The following is a 21,181-nucleotide window of genomic DNA, read 5'->3' on the forward strand; positions in this document are numbered from 1 at the left end:
TTATTACCTGGAGTTAAAACTCTTGTGGGGCGGGCATCTTGCCCGCCCTAGTTATGCAAATTAAAAGTACATTAGCTTATCACCTGGAAACTGGCAATTTTCCAAGGCTCTATCGTCAAGTTTTGTTGCCTAGATGAGAATTCAGTGCTAGAGGAACGCTCTAATAAATCTACTCTATCTCCTAGATTCAACCCTAAATCACTTTGCAAAGATAACTCGGCTGTTTCTCCGTAACATTCATAAAACCGCAGAATTAACTGCTGTGGGTCATCTTCAGATGGTTTCAAGGCCATCAAGATTAAATTTTCAGCTGATAAATCTAAGAAACTCACCCCTTCAATAGTTCCGAGTTCTGTTAGTGTTAGTGGGGCGTTTAGCTTGTTGTGAGTGTCGGGTGGATTCAAGATTACTTGCAATGGTATATTCAATTCATAGCCACGCCTTACTGTATGGGCTGCTTCCCAGCTACCAGCATGAGGATACAAGGTATATGTGAATTCGTGAAAACCTCTATCAGCCTCGGAGTCTGGCCAATTAGGACTGCGTAGCAATGTTAAGCGGAGTTGATTTGGTTTGCTGTCGTAACCGTATTTACAATCATTCAGCAAACTGACACCATAATGATTTTGGATTTTAGATTTTGGATTTTGGATTGTGTCTTCTGCTGTCAAATCAGCCCAACGCAAAGCGGGGACTTCCCATTTTGCTTGTTCTGCGGGGGTTTGTGGTTTAGTTGGGCGGCGAATCGCGCCACAGGGAATTTCATAGGTAGCAAAGTCGGCTTCAAGATTCAGAGGAAAAGCAGCTTTCACTAATACATGATTTTCTTGCCAATTAACTGTAGTAGCGATGTTCAGCAGAGGTGAACCAGCTTGCAGAATATAGTCTTGGCAAAATTCCGATTCACCCAACTGACGCACCACACGCACACGACTTTGCACTGGGCCTTGTTCTAACAACTGAATGGATTGAAGATTGGTTGCGGGTAAGGGATGTTGGGCATAATTAGGGTCAATATTCCAAGCATCCCAATATTGACCACTGTCTTTAAAAGCTTGCAGTTGATTCCCCGCCCCACTCAAAATTTCTCTTTGATAAGTTTTGTCAAAAACACTTGATAAATCTCCAGTATCAGGATCTATAACAACTCGCAAGAATTCATTTTCTAAAATCCAGTCTGGGAGGAGTGGGGGGGATGGGGGAGATAAGGGGAATGTAGCTTTAGCTTCCCACAGGGTGGGGGAAAGCCAAAATATGCGGTAGCCTACGGGTGGAATTTCGGGGGCGAGGAATAGTAGCGTTGATGGTTCAGATAATTGGGAGAGAAGCTGCTTTCCAGAAGTATCGTAAATCTGCCATTCTTCTGGTGTGGGTAAGGCTACAGAGATTACCTCAGAACGTTGCCAATTGAGAGAATTGAAAACGAAAATAGGTAAACTATCGGGTTTTGGTGGTTCTGATAGGGTAATGTGAGATGCGATCGCTAAAAGTGATTCCTGTAATATCTTCGTTCCCAATTGTTCCACTTGCTGCCATTGGGGTAACGCATCCGTGTAAACTTGGGTAATTGAAGAACCAGGTAAGATATCGTGAAACTGTTGAAATAACACCAATTTCCAAGCTGCTTCGATTTCTGCTTTGGGATATGTCACACCACAGCTTACAGTTGCCAAGGTAGCAAATAGTTCAGTTTGATATAATAGGTTTTCACAACGACGATTCCAACGTTTTTGATCTGCGTGGGTAGTGTAGCAACCGCGATGGAATTCTAAGTATAGTTCGTCATTCCAAGTAGGGCTTTGAATTTTGGATTTTGGATTTTGGATTTTGGATTGTGAAGTTAACTCACTACTGATTTGCTGTAAATACTTTTCAGCCGTCGTAAATTTTAAGTCTGGGAAGAAAGGAGACTTTTGCCAACGTTGGGCGGTTTCTAACATATCACGGGTGGGGCCGCCGCCGTGGTCGCCGACACCGGGAAGCCAAAGGGATTCTGATAAACCAGTTTGGGTTTGCCATTCAAGAGCGTAGGATGCCATTTTAACCGGCTCAATGCTTTCACCGATGGGTGCAGACATCAAACTAAAGACTTCGCTACCGTCAGGCGATCGCCACCAAAAAGCCCCATAATCAAATTTAGTAGTATCATTCCATCGCAACTTCTGGGTGACAAAATACTCAATTCCGGCATTAGCGAAAAACTGCGGTAAAGTTGCACAAAAACCAAAAGTGTCTGGAACCCACACCACAGTTGAAAGCTTGCCAAATTTCTCCTGAATATAGCGTTGACCATACAATAGCTGACGGACTATTGATTCACCAGCAATGAGGTTTAGTTCCGGTTCCACCCACATTCCGCCGACAACTTCCCAACGTCCAGCAGCCACTTGTGCTTGAATCGCCCCAAACAAATCCGGGCGATGTTCCTCAATCCAAGCATAAAGTGCAGGAGTCGAATGACAGAAAATTAACTCAGGAAAATCTGCTTGCAACTTTAGAACCGACTCAAAAGTGTTTTGCGCCGCATTCCAAGTTTCACTCACAGGCCATAGCCATGCTAAATCTAAATGAGCATGACCCAACAGGAAAATTTTAGATTTTGGGTTGCACCTTTGGTGCGCTTCCAGTGCAACTTGGATTTTGGATTGAATTAAGTTTTGGCGTAGAGACAAAAACGACTTTACTAACTCTCCCTTTTCTTCCTCCGTGTCCTCTGCGCCTCTGCGGTTCGTAACTTCCCCCACCATCGCCGCCAAAACATCCAACTTCTCCGGCGCAAACCTTTCCAAATAAAGCTGCAACACAGCTAACTCATCAGCGACAAAACCAGGATCGGGATTATTATCAATAATAGATTCATAAACTAGGAGCGATCGCACTAAAGCACCATCACAATGTCCCGGACTCACTAACCGCAAAGCCACAATAAACTCTTCCCCTGGCCTCACTTCCTGACTGAGAAGCACTCTCGGCGAACAATCAAATAAATCACCCTCCAGCACTAACTCCCCATTTACATAAATCTCAGCAGAATCCGCCCACCAAACCAGCGCCAGCCGCAAAGATAACCCAGTCAAGGTATAACCCTGTAAATCTTGGGGAACCACCAATCTTTGCACTAGCCATAGCACCTTTTTCCCGCCCGTCCAAGCAATATGTTCTTTAGCATTCAACTGGACAGGTTGCCAATGAGACAAATCAGCAGCGACAACATCAGTAATAATCAGGTCAGATTCCTGGTATAGCCAAGTAGACTGAAGATTAACTTGACAAAAAGAGCGCAGTTGCTCAATTACTTCTGAGATAAATTTGGTTTGGGATTGAGAGACAGTCGGGGTCATATATTCGCTAAGATGAGGTGTTGGTTGTTTTTATTGTTTGGCGCGAGTCTCACAACTTAACAAGACTTGAACTAAAAAAATTACTACTTATGTCTTTTGGTTCCTCTGGTCGTTATCAAAGCAAACTATTTAACTTTGTCCACCAGCAATCTCGGCGGGTAACACAACAGTGGGAACACACCTACCGACATTTGCAAGTTGCTACTAAGTGGGGTGTGGAGGTATTACTTTACCCAGTGTATCTACTGTTTCAGTCATCTGAATCATCTGGGAAAACGCTACATACCAAAGAACCACAAACTAGACTAAAGTTACAACCTTATGACACCGATTGCCAGCCCGAAACGCCGCCACATGCTGATAGCCCCATTCAAAATGTACTAGAAGCAGTATATTATCTGTCATCTGATGAAGCCGCCTCTACTCCGGTGAAAACATCTGAACCTTTCAAACCCTTGGCTTTCTTGGGAATTTTTCGGTCGAAATTCGTTGATAATCACTCTACAAATAACGCTAATCTTATTCAAGCATCAAATATTACAGAGAATCAAGCCGGAAGTATCAACCCTTTACAATTGGAAAATTCCCTGCAACAGCATCTTCCAATAGTGCGGGGAATTGCCACAAATTTAATGAATCGGAATTTAGTATTAGTTACTGCCGATAATGAAATTCTCGATATTTTGACATCCCAACAGCAGGCAAAATTAGAAGATCGAATTATTAACGAAGTTGCTAAATATTGGCAGTGTTGGCGGTTGATTATATCTCAAAAAGAAACGCAGCAGCTATTACCACAGATTGACCAATTATTAGCAAAACTCACCGACGGAAATTCAGCTAAAACTCCAGTTTTAGCCGAGTGGATACCAAAAGATTTATTTAATACAGATAGACTATTAACACTTTTAGATATAGCCTTTGCTAAGTTAGAATCAAATGCTTTAGTACCTGTGCAAGAACGTAGTCAGGAAATTGTTCAAGTTGCCCAAACTCAGTTAAATATATTTCTTTATGGCAAAGAGCAATTAGCTGGTAAGGGGGAAATTGCCCCCAATGCTGATGGTTTGGAAACTCATACACAAAATCTTCAAGCTTTGATTGAGGCAGCGCTTAATTACTTTTTTGGTGTTGGTAATAGCAAAACACTTGAGCCAACAACCAGTGAGGAGCGATTGCCTGGTAAACTATTCTCATCACGCCTTAGAAAAGCCTTATCCAAAAGCCCTCAGTTAGAGAACCAAGATTTAACAGATGATCCTTGGCTAACATGGAATGATTTCTTTGGTGACACTGAAACCGTCGCTGATAAGTCAGTTACACTTTCTCAAAGGACAAATCCTGCTTTAGTACCAAGTTTATCAGTAGGGCATTTTCCACAAAAGAATTTGAGTGTAAAACAACCTAAATTTGGATCTGGCTTGGTGCAAAGGAAACAACCAACTAATAATCTTGTCTCAAGGCAAAAAACATCTGGAAAAATCGCCTCTGCAAAACAAACTCGAGCCAGCATTTCTCAAACTAAAAGCGAGAGTCGTAAAGGGGAAATGTTGAAACAGCAGTTTCAGCAAAGCAGTCAAGTTGAGGCACAGCCAGACTGGATAGAAACCAAAGCAACTTCAACTGGCTATGAGAAGCATCCCTTAGAGCAACTTCTGGAATGGCTTGATTATGTTATGCTCTGGCTAGAAGAGAGATTTGTAAGGATTTTTCAGTCGTTGCGGCAACTATGGCAGGGTAAATAAGCTAAGAGATATTTTTGAAAAATCTACTATAATAAATATTCACAATTTTCCAATTCAGATTTTTGGAATAAACGTAGGGTATGTTAGCACAGTGCAACTACACCCTACATATACTCTTAAATTTTGAATTTTGAATTTTGTTAGCGCAGCGTTAGCGAGTCCGCGTTCGCTTTTAGCGTCTCGTAGAGAGCGTCATTTTGAATTGTTATTGGTGGTTGTTTAAGTGAAAATTATTGTTTACTGTAAATACTTCAATTTCAAAAATCCATTAGATAAACCGAAAATTGAGACATTTGTGGTAAATGTGCCTCAAATCCCTAAAATAGGTGAAACAATTGTAGTCGAAAGAATTTCACCCCAAAAGCAGTTTGTAATTATCTTTGAGTATATTGTGACAGCAGTGCAATTTAACGCTTCTAGAGAATCGGCTGATTCAGCAGATGCCCAGGTAAGCGCTTTTTTGAACCACTGTTGGGAGGGAACATCGAATTTCAAAGTTACAAACTTTTTAGAGCAATAATATAACAATCCTGAATAATTTTTTACAAACAAGATCCCCGACTTCTTAAAGAAGTCAGGGATCTGCGGCTTGCAATTCTCGAAGCTATTTTTACTACAATAGTTGACATGTTAGTAGCTTGCTGGGAAAATGGATAAAAAATTAACCAGATGATTGACCACAGCGATCGCCTAGCATCTCATAGAGAAGGTACATTCCCAGGTGTTGGAGGACTTGACCTGTATTACCAAAGCTGGCATCCAGAGGGTAAAGTACGGGCAATATTAGCTATTTCCCATGGACTCGGAGCGCACAGCGATCGCTACAATAATGTAATTCAGCATTTGATACCCAAGCAATACGCACTCTACGCCTTAGATTTGCGTGGTCATGGACGTTCACCAGGTCAGCGAGGCTATATTAGCGCTTGGAGTGAGTTTCGCGAAGACCTGGGAGCATTTTTAGAGTTAATTCAGACTCAGAATCCTGGATGCCCAGTTTTTATCTTGGGTCATAGTTTAGGCGGGGTGATTGTCTTAGATTACATTCTGCGCTATCCCCAACAAGCATCATTATTGCAGGGTGCGATCGCGATCGCGCCAACCCTGGGGAAAGTTGGGGTTTCACCGATTCGGGTACTTTTAGGAAAAATGCTCTCACGGGTATGGCCGCGTTTCACCCTGAATACAGGTATTGACATCAGCGCTGGTTCACGAGATCGGCAGGTTTTAGCTGCATTTGCCCAAGATACACTGCGACATACCCGTGCTACCGCCCGTCTGGCTACAGAATTCTTTGCAACAGTTGATTGGATTAATGCTCACGCCGCAGATTGGCAATTACCATTATTGATTCTCCACGGTGGCGCAGACAGAGTTGCTTTACCAGAAGGAAGCGAAATCTTTTACCAACGAGTAAATTACACAGATAAGCTGAGAATCGAATATCCAGGAGCTTATCACGAACTTCAGAGTGACATCAATTACCGCGAGGTACTGGCTGATTTAGAAGATTGGTTGGAGCGACACCTACCATCTGGGGTGGTGCAGGTGAGACGGAGAAGCACTGAGTTAGAGTTTCCTAATTCTTAGATATCTCCAGAAATTAAATATGCGTTACCTATAACCCTTGTAGAGACGTAGCAGTGCTACGTCAAAACAATTCTTTTTTCGGAGATGTCTACTCAGCATTCGTTACTCAGTACAGGCTAAACCTTAGCTATCCGCTAACAGCACTGTTTCGGTGAGGCTTGAGGGAACTCCAAGAAATAAATTATCCAATATTGTGGGGTGGGCATCTTGCCCGCCCAGTCATAGGGCGGGCGAGACGCCCACCCCACAAGAGTTAATTGCATATTTTTTTATTTGGAAGTCCCTAATTAGCGAAACCTGCGCCCTTCACAGCAAAGCGCCACCACAACTAGAACCACACCCAGCAGTACAACCATAGCAATAAGCAGCAGTTTGTACCTCACTAATCAGGTCTAAACTACCAGCTTCTAACAATTTACCAACTGTTAAAGTTTCACCACTGCAAGTTTTTGCAGGCAAATTCATCATTTGGTTAAAGTCACAATCATATACATTGCCCAGATAGTCAATTGAAAGTTCGTCACGACACATTAAATGTTCAACTGTGCTGGGATTAAAATGCAACTCTAAAAACTGCAAATAGCTGGTGTATAGCTTTTTCCGTTCTAAATGCATTTTAGTTCTACCAACTGGTAGGTTGGTAATGGTGAAGAGGTTGTTAAATACAATATCAAAATGTTCTTGTAAGAACATTTTGTAATCTCGTTCTAGGTTGCCCTGTTCGGGAGCTAAGGAAAATTTTTCACCGTTGGGTAATTGGGGATTAAATACCAAGTCCAAAATTAGATTTCGGTCTTTACCATAGCCAATTTTGTTAAGCCATTGCAAAGCTTTGACTGAACTATCAAAAACACCTGCACCACGCATTTTATCAACATTATCTGCTAGATAGCAGGGTAGAGAAGCGACAATTCTTATCTGGTGTTTAGCAAAGTATTCTGGTAAATCACCAAATCCGTCTTCAAAATAAATTGTCAAATTAGACCTGACAATCACTTGTTTTCCAGTTGCTTTTGCTGCTTCCACCAAGGGCTTAAATCCATAATTCATTTCTGGTGCGCCACCAGTCAAATCCACAATTTTAATTTCGGGAAATTTATGAATTAGTGAAATCAATTGTTCGCAAATTTCAGGAGAAAGTTCTTCTGTACGCTTTGGCCCCGCTTCGACATGACAGTGTGTACAGGCAAGATTACAGCGCTTACCTAGATTAATTTGTAAAATAGTGATTCCTTTTTTTGTCAAAGGGGAACTGAGTTTGTGATTAAACGGTGTTACTGTTGTATCTAGTGTAATTAATGATTGAGTTTGCATTGTTTACTTATCCTTAAAAATTGCACAAACAAATATATTTAGATAATTTTCTAACCCTGCAATAATCTGTAGATTATTCCACTAATAATTGCAGCAGTTGGTAAAGTTAAAACCCATGATAGTAATATCTGAGAAAAAACACGCTTATTAGCTTTTTTGCTAATCAATCCTACCCCAAAAATAGAACCAACTGAAACGTAAGTGGTAGAAACCGGAAGCCCAAACCGGCTAGCTAGAATGACCAAAACTCCGGTTACTATGTTGGCTGATAAGCCTTGAGTATGATTCATTGAGGTAATCTTTTCACTCATGGTAACAGCAACCCTTTGGGAGTTGAGTAAACCGCCAAGTGCCATTGCGATCGCTATTGTAATCATTCCTCCTTGAATCGAAAAATACTCAATAATCAGAATGAGTGAAACAATCTTAGGAGTATCGTTGAATCCTCTCACAAAACAGATAATTCCAGCACTGAGAAAATGGCAAGTATCAATCATTTTTTGGTTGATTGGTAGATGCCATTTTGAATTAAAATAGCCAGATAAGCTGTAAATTCCTGCTCCCAAAGGAATAGCTATGATTGGACTGAGTAATAGAGGTAAAATAAAGGAAGTTCCTAAAATTGCAAAATTCAGTTGAAGTCCGATCGCCACTAATCCAGCGCCAACAATCGCACCTGTTAAACTGTGAGTTGTAGAAATGGGAAACCCCATGAGGGTAGCAATGAGTACAGTTAAAGCAGCTGCGATCGCTACTGCAATATGAAACTCTGGGGCATTAGCGATCGCATCAGGTAATAGTCCTTTTCCAGAGAAGTTTTTAATTAGTGTCTGTGCTAAAAAAGTTGCAGTTATTGCACCAGCAAAAGTTGTAAAAGTTGCCCACAAAATTGCTGTTTGATAGCTGCTTGTTCTACTACCAAACAACGTTGCTACACCCTTAAAATTGTCATTTGCACCATTTGAATATGCTAAAAAAAGCGTAGCTAAAAATAGACTAATTAACAACATTTCGGGGTTTATCAAGAAGAAATCAGAATCCAGAATGAAATTATTGAAATATTTATATTGTGCATTCATTTCCCAGCCGTACAGAATTATTCTGAATTCTTTCTGAAAAATTTAACGGGAGCATCCCAATTTAACAGCAACCACCACCGCTATAGTGCCAAGTTGAATTAGTAACAATAATTTCTTGTGGCTTGATAGCGGCAAGTTTAGCAGCAGTTTTATCACACACTGCTGCGGGAATACCTCGCTGAAGTAGATGACCTGCTGAATCATCAAAGAAAGGTTCAGTACCAGCATAAATTGCTGTTTTACCAGTAAAAATGCAAGCACCATCTTCTGGAATTACAACTTTAAAAGAGACAGAATCTAGACTTTCTAAAAGTAGGTTTTCTTCTAAATTATAAGTTTGAGAATCTAGGAGACGGTAAGGACGACGAGCGCGAATTTCAACTTGACCAAAACCAGCATGTATAATCCGTTCAGTATACTGTTGATATGTGAGTGCGCCTGATAAACACATAGCTCTCAGTCGTTCATCTTGTTGGAGATGTTCTGGAATTGGACGAGTCGCAATTGGATCGCTCATCTGCAACCGTCCACCTGGTTTTAATACCCGATATGCTTCTTTTAAAGCAAGAGTTAAATCTTCTGGTTCAAAGATGTTGAAAAGGCAATTTTGTGCCACGATATCGACGCTAGCATCAGCAACAGGTAAGTTAAAAGCATCACCTTCGCGGATTTCTACAAAACTGGGGTCAAACCAAGGGTTTTCTTGAGCCGCAATTTCTAGATTACGTGTGGCTGCTTCCCGCATCGCCGCAACCGGTTCAATGGCAATTACAGCACTTGTATAGCGAGAAAAATAAGCGAATTGCAACGCTTCTAAGCCGCCACCAACGCCAACATAGAGTACAGTAGGCTGGTTTCCTAATTCTGTGGAGTGAACAGTGGTACCACAACCATAATTCATTTCCTGCATTGGCAAAGGAATTTTCAATCCTGGTAGTCGCAGGGGCGTACTTTGCACACAACAAAGTCCAACTTGTGGGGTTTGGGCAACTTCGCGGTAAAACTGCGCTGCTGTTTCTAGATAGGTCATGCCATTTTGGATTTTAGATTTTAGATTATGAGAGCTTTGTGCATCCTAGTATAGTTAACTCCGAGTTGGATGAGTTTTTGCTGAGATTGCCAAAAACCCCAAATTTTCATACGACAGTGGGGATTGGGGGCTAGGGACTGGGGACTGGGGACTAGGGATTGGGGACTGGGGATTGGGAATTGGTAAGAGACAAGAAAGAGGGATAGGGTAGTTTCATAGGAAAAAATAAAAATATGGAAGTCTTTATTTCTCGTGTAGAACCATAGATTTTAACTCCTCTTACAACCTCTCCTAGAAAGGTCAAAAGGCTTTGAAAACTAGTTGCAGTTTTTCTCTGTTTGTATGAAACTATCTTGAAGAAGACAAGAGAAAAACCTTGTTCAACAATTTTTCCCAGTTCCCAATCCCCAGTCCCCAATCCCCAATCCCCAATTCAATCACGCAATGTATACCCAACACCACTCACAGTTTGAATGAGGCATTTTTCGTTATTGGCTTCAAGTTTCAGGCGCAGGTAGCGAATGTAAGCTTCTATAATATTGGCATCACCGATGAAGTCATAACCCCAGACTTCCTCTAAAATGCGATCGCAGGTAATTACCTGTCGCGGATGGGCTAATAAATATTCTAGTAAATCAAATTCCTTAGCAGTTAACTCAATTAACCGCTGATTTCGGTACACTTCTCGCGTGCGACGATTTAAACTCAGGTCTTCAAATTCTAAAACATCTGTGGCGTCTGCTTGGTAGCTTCTTCGTAGGTGAGCGCCCACTCTAGCTAATAATTCATCAACGCTGAAGGGTTTAACGAGGTAATCATCAGCACCAGCATCTAAGCCTGCAATGCGATCGCTCACTTCATCTTTGACGGTTAATAAAATTATTGGCACTTTATCAATAATATTTCGCAAGGGGCGATAAATTTCTAACCCCGACAAAGCAGGCAACATCCAGTCTAAAATTACTAAATCCAGATGTAACTCACGCGCTGCGGTGAGTGCAGTTAATCCATCGTAGGCAATACTGACTTGATAGCCTTCATAATTCAATTCCAATTCGACAAATCGTGCCAGTTTGACCTCATCTTCAACCAGTAAGATGTGCGTCATGATGATGTTAATGATTTCAGCAGGGTACGGTAAGCAAATACGTTCTGGAAACACTGTCTTCGAGGTGTCAGCTACTTACAGCTATTTTCAAGGTAAATAGACCACGCGGTAGGGGCATAGCATTGCTCATTGGTGTCAACTTAAGCTGGAAATAGCTTAACTGTTGGCTTCCATGCCCGCCAGGGAATAAATTAATGAGTAATGAGTAATGAGTAATGAGTAATAAGTAATAAGTAATACTCATTACTCATTATTTATTACTTATTACTTCAAAAATAAATTCCCGGGCTTTTAGCTTAAGTCTACTGAAGTAGACTGAAGATTTTTGGCGATATTTAGTCATCTTCAGATGACTTTAGCTATTATACGGGAATTTCAATTCCCGGCGGACAAGCGGTTTCGCGTTAAGTTGACACCAATAAGCAATGCTGTGCCCCTACGACAGATGTAGTTCAAATACATGAAAACTACTGTAATAGCCAAACATATAATTAGGTGTACGTTAGCTTAGTATAAACCTGAGTAAGTAACAACCGTAAGTCTGCAATTAGCGATCGCTCCTCGATCAAAGGATGTTGCGTTGCACTCTGCTCCACTCAACCTACGTCTAATGCACTATTTTTTTGCTTGCCACGCCACTACAAAAGCCCAGTATTACAAACAATTCAGAACCGCTATAGTTAACTTGTGCTGTTAAACAAATTCTTGGAGGCGCAGCTAAACTCACCCTAAAAAAGCATCCAGCTTTAGGGAAGCTGCGAAAACTAATGACTAATGACTTTTTCAGTAATAAAAAGCTACTTTTTGACCGATGGGCACCAAGTTACGACTGGCTCTTTCCTTCAGTATTTTATCGAGCCGTTCACAAACGCTTACTGGAGTACGTCGAATTACCAGAGCCAGCAAATGTACTTGATATCGGCTGTGGTACTGGCCGCTTACTTGAGCGCCTTGCTACTCAGTTTCCCGACTTGCAAGCCACTGGCTTGGATTTGTCTGCTAATATGTTGCGGGTAGCAAGACGGAGTAACCGCCACCACCCACGTTTAATTTATATTGAGGGCAAAGCTGAGTCTCTTCCCTTTGCTGATAGTCAGTTTGATGCTGTTTTTAGCACTATCAGCTTTTTGCACTATTTGGAACCAAAACAGGTGCTTAGTGAGATAGCACGGGTACTTTCTCCTGGTGGACACTTTTATTTAGTTGACATTACTTCTAAAAAAGAGACAGAACCTCAATTATTGCCAGTCTCTCCCCGTGGAATTAGACTCTACAGCCCTAATCAACGTCAACTTCTTGGCTCCTCTGCTGGGCTATTGTGTTTGAATCACCATTATTTACTAGGGCCTGTCTTGCTAACAATTTTTGCGAAACCTACGATTTGAAAATGGGGAATAAGGGAGAGTAAAGGGTCGGAAACATCTTGTAGCAAGCCTTATTCTGCATATCTTAAAATTAGAATTACGTTAGCGTAGCGGTAGCGAGTATTCGTACCCTTACAGGGAAGCAAGCTACGCTTTTAGCGTCTCGTAGAGAGCGTCATTACGAATTACGAATTAGCCTGACCTTGATACTTCATAAACACCACAGGAACTCTGAGCAATCTTTTAGCTAGTTGCGAAAATCTAAATTAGACATCTCCGAAAAACAATGTAGAGACGTAGCAGTGCTACGTCTCTACAAGGGTTATGGGTAACGCATATTTAATTTCTGGAGATGTCTATTGACAATTGGGCATTTTTTTACTTGGAGTACTCTTAGGAATGTTGTAAAGGGGACTGGGGATTAGGGATTGGGGACTGGGTGTAAAATCGAAAAATTATGGTGCTTCCTCTTACCCACCACCAAATTTAAAAAACAATACTTACGATAGAGAAAAGAATCAGCCATAACTAGATTTTGGATAGATACACTCACATTCCTAATTTTTTAAGATAGTCCTAACAATAAATAATCAGGAATGTAATCATGGCTGAACAACAAAAAGAAAAATCTAATAATCAAGAAACTACGCCTACCGCTTCTGGTGGCTACCAAACCCCTATCGACGAAAGTACTCGCAAAACTGGCGATGCTGAAAAGAGTGATGCTAAACCTACTGCTACTCCAGAAGCACCAGGAGAGGATTCTGTAGCAGGTAGTCCCAATCAAGGAACTGAGTCACGTTAATTGATTTGAATTCTCCCAAGTTTTAATTATCTCGTCGGGTCTTTTGTTGTAACCCTAATAAAGTGAATTTTGAGTGGATATATGGTCTAACAACCACAATTATCCTCTCATTTTTTTGTGTCACATGCTCCATTGTCTCTACCTTAGTGTAGCTAACCGGAGGTATTGCAATCCGAAGCTTGAATGCTTCCAGCAACATAAACATAGTTTTCAATATATAACTATATCTACGTAATAATACTGTATTGCTTGATTGAAGGATCGTCATAAGCTTGCTATTAGAGCTAAAACTGATGTGATTATTAGCTACACTTTTGCGAGTATTCCATGAACAAACTGTTAGAAAAATTGGTTCCAGGCGGTTTTAGCTTGGCATTACTGCTATTGTGTGGCGTCGGAATAGCTTCTTACTTAAGTATCCAAAGGTTGACGGAAGAAAAGCGATGGGTATTTCATACTCATCAAGTCATAGAAGCCATAGATCATACGCATATCAGTCTCAGTAATGCTGAAGGCGCAAGAAGTAGTTATATTCTCACGAAAAACACAGTTTACCGAAAAATTTATCAAGGCGAGAAGCAGAAGGTCTATGAGGTGCTTAAAGTCATCCGACAGCTAAGTAGTGATAATCCTAGCCAACAAAGGCGGCTTGATACACTGGAATCTCTGATTGCACAGAAATTTTCCTTGCTTGAGCAATCCATTGATTTGGTTGGGTAAGCAAGTTTAGATCAGTCAACTCAAATAGCGATCGCAGATCGGAGTATAGAGATCCGCGAACAACTTGAGGCAATGCACAATGAAGAAAAAACTTTATTGCAACAGCGAATAGCAATTACAGATGATCTTTTTCGCCAAGTATTGATTGTAGTGGGTTTGGGGTATGTTTTGAGTTTCCTTTTGCTAATTGTGGTTTATTTTCTACTGCAAAAGCAAATTCGTCTTAACCAGGCTTTATCACAAGAAGCTATTCGTCTGGAACAGCAAGCTGCAAAAGCAAAACTGGCAGATATTTTAGAGACTATTACAGATGCCTTTGTTGCCCTCGATCGCAACTCATGCTGCACCTACATCAATCAGAGGGCAGGACAAATATTCAACTACCACCCCGCAGACTTAATTAGCAAAAACATTTGGGAAGTATTTCCCGAAGCTGTGGAATATCAGTTTTATCATGCCTATTTTCAGGCTTTGGCAGAACAGCAAGTCATTCAGATGCAGGAATTTTATCCACCGTTTGAGCGCTGGTTTGAATATTGCATGTACCCCTCACCAGAAGGAGTATCAGTATTCTTTCAAGATATAACTCGCCAAAAATTTGCAGAAATTGCCCTAGAAGAGAATGAAAGACGCTATCGTTCACTGGTGGTTGCAACTTCTCAAGCTGTCTGGATAGCTGATACGAAAGGGATGCCAAAAGACTTTTCGTCTTGGATAGCCTTAACTGGGCAAAGTGATACTCAAATCGAGGGCTGGGGATGGCTCGATGCAATTCATCCTGAAGATCGGGAGTTGTCAGAGTTGTTGTGGACTCAGGCACTAAAAACCAAAAATCTTTATTTTAGTGAGCATCGCCTACGGGTTGCAGATGGTAGCTATCGATTTTTTGCCGCGCGCGCAGTTCCCGTCCTGGATGCCAATGACAAGATTCAAGAGTGGGTAAGTACTCACACCGATATTACAGAACAACAAATTGCCCTGCGCGATCGCAACCTTGCACAACTGGCACTACAAAAGGCTAATGAAGAATTAGAAATCAAGGTACAGGTACGGACGGCGGAATTACAAAAGCTAAATGAGGAACTAAAACGCTCTAACCAAGAGTTAGAACAATTTGCTTATGTGGCTTCCCACGATTTACAAGAACCATTACGAGCCGTGACAGGCTATACCCAATTATTAGAAAATGAATATCAAGACCGTCTAGATGAGTCTGCCCAAGAATACTTTGGTTATATTATCGACGGCGCAAAGCGTATGCAGCAGTTGATTCAAGACCTGCTAGTTTATTCTCGCGTAGGGACTCGCGGTCAAGAATTTGTCCTTGTTGATTGTAATACTGCACTCAATCTAGCTCTTAATAATTTACATATAGCGATCGCTCAAAGCAAAGCCATCATCACCCATGAACCTTTGCCAAAGTTGTACGCAGACAAAACCCAAATGGTGCAGTTATTCCAAAATCTGATCGGCAATGCTATCAAGTTTTGCCGAAAAGAGCCACCCCAGATTCACATTGGCGCCATCCTCAGAAAAGCAGGGGAGGTAGGGGAGGTAGGGGAGGCAGGGGGAGCAGGGGAGGCAGAAGAAAAACCTAACTCCCCACTCCCCACTCCCCACTCAGAATGGCTCATCTGGGTACAGGATAATGGCATCGGTATTAAGCCTCAATATCTTGAGCGGATTTTTGAGGTTTTCCGCCGTCTTCATACTCGCCGAGAATTTCCTGGTACAGGCATTGGTCTAGCTATCTGCAAAAAAATCGTCGAGCGGCATGGTGGTCGCATCTGGGCTGAGTCAGAACCAGGCGTAGGAACAGTTTTCTATCTTACCCTCAACGCAAATTAAGGTATCTTTAGTATATATACTGTACATCCGCCTAATAACTCTCTAATAACTGCATGATTCATCGTCAAGCATTGCGACCTATTGAAGTTTTGCTAGTTGAAGACTCTCCTAGTGATGCAAACCTAACCATCAAAGGCTTTTCAAATGCTCAAATCGCCAACAACTTGCACTGGGTTGAAGATGGTGAAAGTGCTATGAACTACTTACGGGAGCAAGAAGAGTTTACTAATGTTCCGCGTCCAGATTTAATCTTACTGGATCTAAATCTTCCAGGAATGGATGGGCGTGAAGTGTTAACAGAAATCAAATCAGACCCAAATCTTAAGTCCATTCCTGTTGTTATCATCACAACCTCAACTGATGAGCAAGATATTCTACGCTCCTATAATCTCAGTGCTAACTGCTATGTCACAAAACCCATTGATGTCTACCAGTTTATTCAAGTTGTGCAGCTGATCAAAGATTTCTGGCCGATAGCAGCAACATTACCACAAAAGTAATTGGGTTGGAAATTTCAATTGTTACTTACAACACTAGACAATTAAACCCTATCTAACAAATAGGAAATCAGGTGATTATCTAACAAATTGATATAACCCTTTACTATGGAAAAGTTCACTATTCATATTTTATTAGTAGAAGATAGTGCTAGTGATGCCCATCTGCTACGCCGGATATTTTTACATGCAGATCAAGAACAATGGCAGATGTTACATGTTGAACGTCTGTCTGAGGCAATAGATGCTAGTAGAGAAAACTCCGCATCCACCCTTGATAATTCTCAGATAGTGAGTCGAAGACAACGCAGATTCGACCTAGTTTTGTTAGACCTCAGCCTCCCAGACTCTATTGGATTGGATACATTGAAAGAATTTCGCGCAGCAATTCCCGATATTCCAGTAGTGGTGTTAACAGGTCTTGATGATGAAGACTTAGCAATGCAAGCATTAGCAGAAGGCGCACAAGACTATCTAGTTAAAGATCAAATCACTATACAAAGATTAGTGCGTGCTATTCGCTATGCCATTGAAAGGAGCGAAATTCTTAACCAACTACGGGAAAGTGAAGAACGCACCCGTCAAGCCCTAGCAAAGGAACAGGAACTCAACGAGTTAAAGTCAAACTTTGTCGCAATGGTTTCCCATGAATTTCGCACCCCTATGACTACAATTCGGACAGCTGTAGATATCCTGGAATATAACAGTGATAAACTAACTGATGACCGGAGAACTAAATATTTTGATCGGATACAAAATGCTATAAATCAAATGCTTCATCTCTTAGATGAGATATTGTTTTTGAGTAAAACAGAAGCAGCAAAACTCGAATACAAACCTACACTTTTAAATTTAGAAAATTTTTGCAGCGAACTCACAGATATTCTTCAAATTAATGCAGGTAGTCAGCACAGTATTATCTTTACTTGTGAAGGAGAATCTACCCAAGCTCAAATGGATGAAGACCTACTAAATTGTATCTTAACTAATTTGATTTCTAATGCCATCAAATATTCCCCTCAACATAGCACTATTTGGTTTGATTTGATTTGCAAAGATCGCCTTGCAATTTTCCAGGTAAGAGATCGGGGAATGGGCATTCCCCTCAAAGACCAAGCCCGTCTGTTTCAAACCTTCTATCGCGCCAGTAATGTGGGTGTAATTCAAGGAACAGGACTAGGACTCACTATAGTTAAAAAATGTGTGGAGCTACATGGTGGTCATATTCAATTAGAAAGTGAGCAGGGTATTGGCACAACGGTAATTGTGACTTTACCACTGGAATGATTGGGCATTGGGCATTGGGCAGAAGTTCTTTAATTTTGAATTTTGTTAGCGCCGGCGGCAAGCGAGTCCGCGTACTCTTACAGAGAAGCAAGCTACGCGTAGCGTCTCGTAGAGAGCGTCATTTTGAATTTTGAATTGATTTCTCCCCCATTTCTCACCCTATTTTCCTACCTGGGGATTTGGCGTTGGACAAGTTTTATTAGCAAAATCACACTGATAAATATAGGGTTCTTGCCAACTCAAAGGAATTTCTAATAAGTCTCGTGTGCCTGTCATACCTTGTCCAATAAATAGTAACAAAGCAATACAGTTTAAAATTGTATGAACGATACGCCAGCGATTGGATTTATCTTGATAAATATCTTGAACAATTGCTAATGAAAAAATCATCAGCAGTGCTGCGGTAATCCCAATATAATAATGTGACCAATACCACTCATTAGTGAGGCGATAGACTCCATCCTGACAACCTAAAATGACTAAACCTGCACCAGTTAAAGTTGCAAAAACTCCCCGCCATAGGCGCTGCTCTGCCCGATAAAGAAATACTAAAGAGGCGATGGTGGCAGCAAACAGTAACAGAATAAAAACAACTTGAAAAGGTGTTTTATTCCACAACTGATTTTTGATAATATTTTTGCCAATAGGATAGCTTAATCCGATTAAAGTTAATCCGACAACTGCACTTGTTAGCCATTCACCTAACTGCTTATGTTCTCCACCCACCACCGGAGGAATTTTGCTCTTACTCTCAGCTAAAATTTGCAATCGGCGTTGGCGTGTTTGCCAAGCAAAATTCACTACTGTACCGATGAGTGGAAACACGAATATGATTGCGATCGCTGGATGTACAAGACTAAGAAAATCTGTTATTTGCATACAACACCTTTCAATGAATCATTGAATTCATCTCAAAGGATAATTTAGGTCATCGTACCATCATTTAAATTAATTTGAGATGAGAATTTGTTTAATATTCATTTCTATTATTTTTAGCTGATTTTAATCAAGCCAATATTTGAATATCTTATAAAAGATTATGACTCTAGAGAATATAATTTATGTATTAAAAAATACATAGTACTCTTTGACTATAAAGTATTATTAGAAATGTTTTGTAACATTTTTTCAAAAAATCCGTCATAAAAATTTGGTGAAATACTTTTTTACAGAATAGTTTTAGGTGAGAAAGGGTAAATAAAATGTCAGGATCAAAACTTCGCTATAAACCATTTCAAAATACTGTTTCTAAGAGAGTTATTCAATTCCACACAGCAACGCTGATTTTATTAGGCATTGTTTTATTTTCTGGCATCATTATAGCAGGATGGTTCGCTGGTGAAGATAAAATTAGTGGAATTTTTGCTCAAATCAATTACTGGCACATGCACCCACCAATGTGGTTAGAAGTTCCAAGAATAGAGGGTAAATATTTACTGCTACCCACTGTTGGATGCTTGTTAACTGTGTTTGTCGTGATGAAAATATCTCCTATACCACGGATTTGGTCGCAACAGTTAATAGTGGGAATTTTAATTATTTTAACTTTGCGGTATGTTCTGTGGCGATCGCTCTCTAGCTTAAATTTAGTAGATCCCTTGAATGGGGTATTTAGTCTAGGGTTATTTTTTGCAGAGATGTTAGTGATTGTCAATAGCACTATACAGCTATTTTTCATGTTGAATATCAAAGAACGTCACCGAGAAGCAGACATGAAATCATTAGCTGTACTTAGTGGTAGCTTTGTACCAACTGTTGATATTCTGATACCAACTTATAACGAGCCAGTTTTTATACTACGACGGACAATTATTGGTTGTCAAGCCCTAAATTATGTAAGTAAAAAAATCTATCTTTTGGATGATACTAATCGTTTAGAAATGAGGGATTTGGCGGAAGAATTAGGTTGTTATTATCTAACGCGACCTGATAATAGTTATGCGAAAGCAGGTAATTTGAATCATGCGATCGCTAAAACTAATGGAGAATTAATAGTAGTTTTTGATGCTGATTTTATCCCTACTAATAACTTTCTCACTCGCACTGTTGGATTTTTTCAAGATGCAAAAATTGCCCTTGTACAAACACCTCAAAGCTTTTATAATGCTGATCCTATAGCCCGTAATCTAGGCTTAGAAAATGTTCTCACCCATGAAGCAGAAGTATTTCATCGCCAAATTCAGACAAGTCGTGATTCTTCCGGTAGTGCAATCTGTGCCGGTACATCCTTTGTTGTTCGCAGAAGTGCTTTAGAGGAAATTGGGGGTTTTGTAATTGAATCTTTAAGTGAAGATTATTTCACAGGAATTCGCTTATCTGCTCAAGGCTATCGTTTAGTTTATTTAAACGAAAAGTTAAGCGCTGGTTTAGCAGCAGAAAATATCGTCGGCTATGCAATTCAACGATTAAGGTGGGGACAAGGTACACTCCAGGCGCTATTTATTAAATCTAATCCTTTAAAAATTCCTGGGCTAACTCTTATGCAGAGATTAGCTTCTTTAGCAGCATTGCTATATTGGTTTGGCAATATTTCGCGGATCTATTTTCTGCTTATCCCATTAGCATATTCCTTTTTCCATGTGATTCCTATCCGTTCAACAGCAGCAGAATTATTATTTTTTTTCTTGCCCTACTATTTAGTGAATTTAGCAACATTTTCTTGGTTGACTTATCGTTCTTGTTCAGCTTTGCTCTCAGATATTTATTCACTAATAATCTGCTTCCCTTTGGCAATAAATACCCTACAAGTGATGATTGACCCTTTTGCTAAAGGATTTCAAGTTACACCAAAAGGTATAGTAAAGAATCGTTATACTTTTAATTGGAATTTAGCCATACCTCTCCTAATTTTGTTTGTTGCTACTGCTATTAGTTTGTGGCTAAATCTAAATATTGCATCAGAAACTACGCAACAAATTACAGGTATCAATTTAGGTTGGCTGTGGAGTATTTATAATTTGATTATGATTGGTATCACCATTTTAATTTTAATAGATGCACCAAAAGCAGATATGTATGAATGGTTTAATTTGCGGCGAATAGTGCAGTTAAGAGTTGGCGATCAGAATTTGTGGGGTGTGACTACAATGATTTCGGAAGCAGGTGTTGAAATCGCTCTAACTCAGAAATTGCCCATCTATTTATTTGCCCATCAGCTAATAAATATAGGAATTATAGAAGAAAATTTGTGGCTAACTGGTGAGCTTGTGAGTACTGGGTTTAAAGATGAATCTTTCACAGTGCGTCTTAGGTTTAAATCAGTAAGTTTAAATCAACATCGCCGCCTTGTAGAAATGCTCTTTTGTCGTCCAGGACAGTGGAAGCGCCAGAATGCGCCAGGAGAATTACATTCGTTATTATTACTATTTAAAATTTTTCTGAAACCACGAATTCTATTTGATAAAAAAGTAGATGTAAAAGCGATAACAGTTTCTCAAATCTGAAATTTTAGTT

The 21,181-nt window shown here is 40.3% G+C and carries 16 protein-coding genes; 10 read left to right on the forward strand and 6 right to left on the reverse strand.

Annotated features, from left to right (window positions below):
- Positions 1–71 precede the first annotated feature (71 nt).
- Complete coding sequence (locus V7K76_RS09135) at positions 72–3,341, reverse strand: alpha-mannosidase (RefSeq protein WP_335029748.1); 3,270 nt, start codon at positions 3,339–3,341, stop codon at positions 72–74.
- An 89-nt stretch (positions 3,342–3,430) separates the two neighbouring features.
- Between V7K76_RS09135 and V7K76_RS09140 the strand changes: the two genes are divergently transcribed.
- The 3 genes from V7K76_RS09140 (at position 3,431) to V7K76_RS09150 (ending at position 6,676) form a co-directional block, all read left to right on the forward strand.
- Positions 3,431–5,086 carry a hypothetical protein gene (locus tag V7K76_RS09140; protein ID WP_334950729.1) on the forward strand — a complete coding sequence of 552 codons (1,656 nt, stop codon included), beginning with the start codon at positions 3,431–3,433 and terminating at the stop codon, positions 5,084–5,086.
- A 223-nt stretch (positions 5,087–5,309) separates the two neighbouring features.
- The gene (locus V7K76_RS09145) at positions 5,310–5,606 is read left to right on the forward strand and encodes a hypothetical protein (RefSeq protein ID WP_179068268.1); all 297 of its coding nucleotides are present in this window, start codon (positions 5,310–5,312) and stop codon (positions 5,604–5,606) included.
- 149 nt (positions 5,607–5,755) lie between these two features.
- Positions 5,756–6,676, forward strand: coding sequence for an alpha/beta hydrolase (locus V7K76_RS09150; protein ID WP_334950727.1), 921 nt, complete (start codon positions 5,756–5,758; stop codon positions 6,674–6,676).
- A gap of 306 nt (positions 6,677–6,982) precedes the next feature.
- On the opposite strand, the gene arsS is transcribed toward V7K76_RS09150, so the two are convergent.
- The 4 genes from arsS to V7K76_RS09170 form a co-directional block, all read right to left on the reverse strand.
- Positions 6,983–7,990 (reverse strand): arsenosugar biosynthesis radical SAM (seleno)protein ArsS, encoded by a 1,008-nt coding sequence (gene arsS, locus V7K76_RS09155; RefSeq protein WP_334776352.1) that lies wholly within the window; start codon positions 7,988–7,990, stop codon positions 6,983–6,985.
- A 50-nt stretch (positions 7,991–8,040) separates the two neighbouring features.
- Positions 8,041–9,069 (reverse strand): inorganic phosphate transporter, encoded by a 1,029-nt coding sequence (locus tag V7K76_RS09160; RefSeq protein ID WP_334776353.1) that lies wholly within the window; start codon positions 9,067–9,069, stop codon positions 8,041–8,043.
- Between the two features lie 61 nt (positions 9,070–9,130).
- Positions 9,131–10,099, reverse strand: coding sequence for an arsenosugar biosynthesis arsenite methyltransferase ArsM (gene arsM, locus V7K76_RS09165; protein ID WP_334776354.1), 969 nt, complete (start codon positions 10,097–10,099; stop codon positions 9,131–9,133).
- A gap of 433 nt (positions 10,100–10,532) precedes the next feature.
- Complete coding sequence (locus tag V7K76_RS09170) at positions 10,533–11,207, reverse strand: response regulator transcription factor (RefSeq protein ID WP_334776355.1); 675 nt, start codon at positions 11,205–11,207, stop codon at positions 10,533–10,535.
- 767 nt (positions 11,208–11,974) lie between these two features.
- On the opposite strand from V7K76_RS09170, the gene V7K76_RS09175 reads away from it, so the two are divergent.
- The 6 genes from V7K76_RS09175 to V7K76_RS09200 all read left to right on the forward strand — a co-directional run bounded on the left by V7K76_RS09175 (position 11,975) and on the right by V7K76_RS09200 (position 17,728).
- Positions 11,975–12,592: a class I SAM-dependent methyltransferase gene (locus tag V7K76_RS09175; protein WP_334776356.1), complete on the forward strand. Its 618-nt coding sequence runs from the start codon at positions 11,975–11,977 to the stop codon at positions 12,590–12,592.
- A gap of 583 nt (positions 12,593–13,175) precedes the next feature.
- Positions 13,176–13,376, forward strand: coding sequence for a hypothetical protein (locus tag V7K76_RS09180; protein ID WP_334776357.1), 201 nt, complete (start codon positions 13,176–13,178; stop codon positions 13,374–13,376).
- Between the two features lie 327 nt (positions 13,377–13,703).
- Complete coding sequence (locus V7K76_RS09185) at positions 13,704–14,096, forward strand: CHASE3 domain-containing protein (RefSeq protein WP_334776358.1); 393 nt, start codon at positions 13,704–13,706, stop codon at positions 14,094–14,096.
- A 72-nt stretch (positions 14,097–14,168) separates the two neighbouring features.
- On the forward strand, positions 14,169–15,944 hold the full coding sequence (locus V7K76_RS09190) for a sensor histidine kinase (RefSeq protein WP_335029749.1): 1,776 nt from the start codon (positions 14,169–14,171) through the stop codon (positions 15,942–15,944).
- A 53-nt stretch (positions 15,945–15,997) separates the two neighbouring features.
- Entirely contained in the window at positions 15,998–16,444 is a 447-nt protein-coding gene (locus tag V7K76_RS09195; RefSeq protein WP_334776360.1) for a response regulator, read from the forward strand.
- Between the two features lie 105 nt (positions 16,445–16,549).
- The gene (locus tag V7K76_RS09200) at positions 16,550–17,728 is read left to right on the forward strand and encodes a hybrid sensor histidine kinase/response regulator (protein ID WP_334776361.1); all 1,179 of its coding nucleotides are present in this window, start codon (positions 16,550–16,552) and stop codon (positions 17,726–17,728) included.
- A gap of 159 nt (positions 17,729–17,887) precedes the next feature.
- On the opposite strand, the gene V7K76_RS09205 is transcribed toward V7K76_RS09200, so the two are convergent.
- Positions 17,888–18,607, reverse strand: coding sequence for a DUF4079 domain-containing protein (locus tag V7K76_RS09205; RefSeq protein ID WP_334776362.1), 720 nt, complete (start codon positions 18,605–18,607; stop codon positions 17,888–17,890).
- 323 nt (positions 18,608–18,930) lie between these two features.
- On the opposite strand from V7K76_RS09205, the gene V7K76_RS09210 reads away from it, so the two are divergent.
- Positions 18,931–21,171 carry a glycosyltransferase family 2 protein gene (locus V7K76_RS09210; protein WP_334776363.1) on the forward strand — a complete coding sequence of 747 codons (2,241 nt, stop codon included), beginning with the start codon at positions 18,931–18,933 and terminating at the stop codon, positions 21,169–21,171.
- The last annotated feature ends 10 nt before the right edge of the window (positions 21,172–21,181 follow it).

Origin of the sequence: Nostoc sp. (assembly GCF_036917975.1) — a bacterium.
Taxonomy (GTDB): Bacteria; Cyanobacteriota; Cyanobacteriia; order Cyanobacteriales; family Nostocaceae; genus Nostoc.

What these genes read in the sequence shown, in the direction of transcription:
- V7K76_RS09135 (WP_335029748.1), bottom strand. Translation starts at nt 3,341, where the DNA reads ATGACCCCGACTGTCTCTCAATCCCAAACCAAATTTATCTCAGAAGTA.
- V7K76_RS09140 (WP_334950729.1), top strand. Translation starts at nt 3,431, where the DNA reads ATGTCTTTTGGTTCCTCTGGTCGTTATCAAAGCAAACTATTTAACTTT.
- V7K76_RS09150 (WP_334950727.1), top strand. Translation starts at nt 5,756, where the DNA reads ATGATTGACCACAGCGATCGCCTAGCATCTCATAGAGAAGGTACATTC.
- arsS (WP_334776352.1), bottom strand. Translation starts at nt 7,990, where the DNA reads ATGCAAACTCAATCATTAATTACACTAGATACAACAGTAACACCGTTT.
- V7K76_RS09160 (WP_334776353.1), bottom strand. Translation starts at nt 9,069, where the DNA reads ATGAATGCACAATATAAATATTTCAATAATTTCATTCTGGATTCTGAT.
- arsM (WP_334776354.1), bottom strand. Translation starts at nt 10,099, where the DNA reads ATGACCTATCTAGAAACAGCAGCGCAGTTTTACCGCGAAGTTGCCCAA.
- V7K76_RS09170 (WP_334776355.1), bottom strand. Translation starts at nt 11,207, where the DNA reads ATGACGCACATCTTACTGGTTGAAGATGAGGTCAAACTGGCACGATTT.
- V7K76_RS09175 (WP_334776356.1), top strand. Translation starts at nt 11,975, where the DNA reads ATGACTAATGACTTTTTCAGTAATAAAAAGCTACTTTTTGACCGATGG.
- V7K76_RS09180 (WP_334776357.1), top strand. Translation starts at nt 13,176, where the DNA reads ATGGCTGAACAACAAAAAGAAAAATCTAATAATCAAGAAACTACGCCT.
- V7K76_RS09185 (WP_334776358.1), top strand. Translation starts at nt 13,704, where the DNA reads ATGAACAAACTGTTAGAAAAATTGGTTCCAGGCGGTTTTAGCTTGGCA.
- V7K76_RS09190 (WP_335029749.1), top strand. Translation starts at nt 14,169, where the DNA reads ATGCACAATGAAGAAAAAACTTTATTGCAACAGCGAATAGCAATTACA.
- V7K76_RS09195 (WP_334776360.1), top strand. Translation starts at nt 15,998, where the DNA reads ATGATTCATCGTCAAGCATTGCGACCTATTGAAGTTTTGCTAGTTGAA.
- V7K76_RS09200 (WP_334776361.1), top strand. Translation starts at nt 16,550, where the DNA reads ATGGAAAAGTTCACTATTCATATTTTATTAGTAGAAGATAGTGCTAGT.
- V7K76_RS09205 (WP_334776362.1), bottom strand. Translation starts at nt 18,607, where the DNA reads ATGCAAATAACAGATTTTCTTAGTCTTGTACATCCAGCGATCGCAATC.
- V7K76_RS09210 (WP_334776363.1), top strand. Translation starts at nt 18,931, where the DNA reads ATGTCAGGATCAAAACTTCGCTATAAACCATTTCAAAATACTGTTTCT.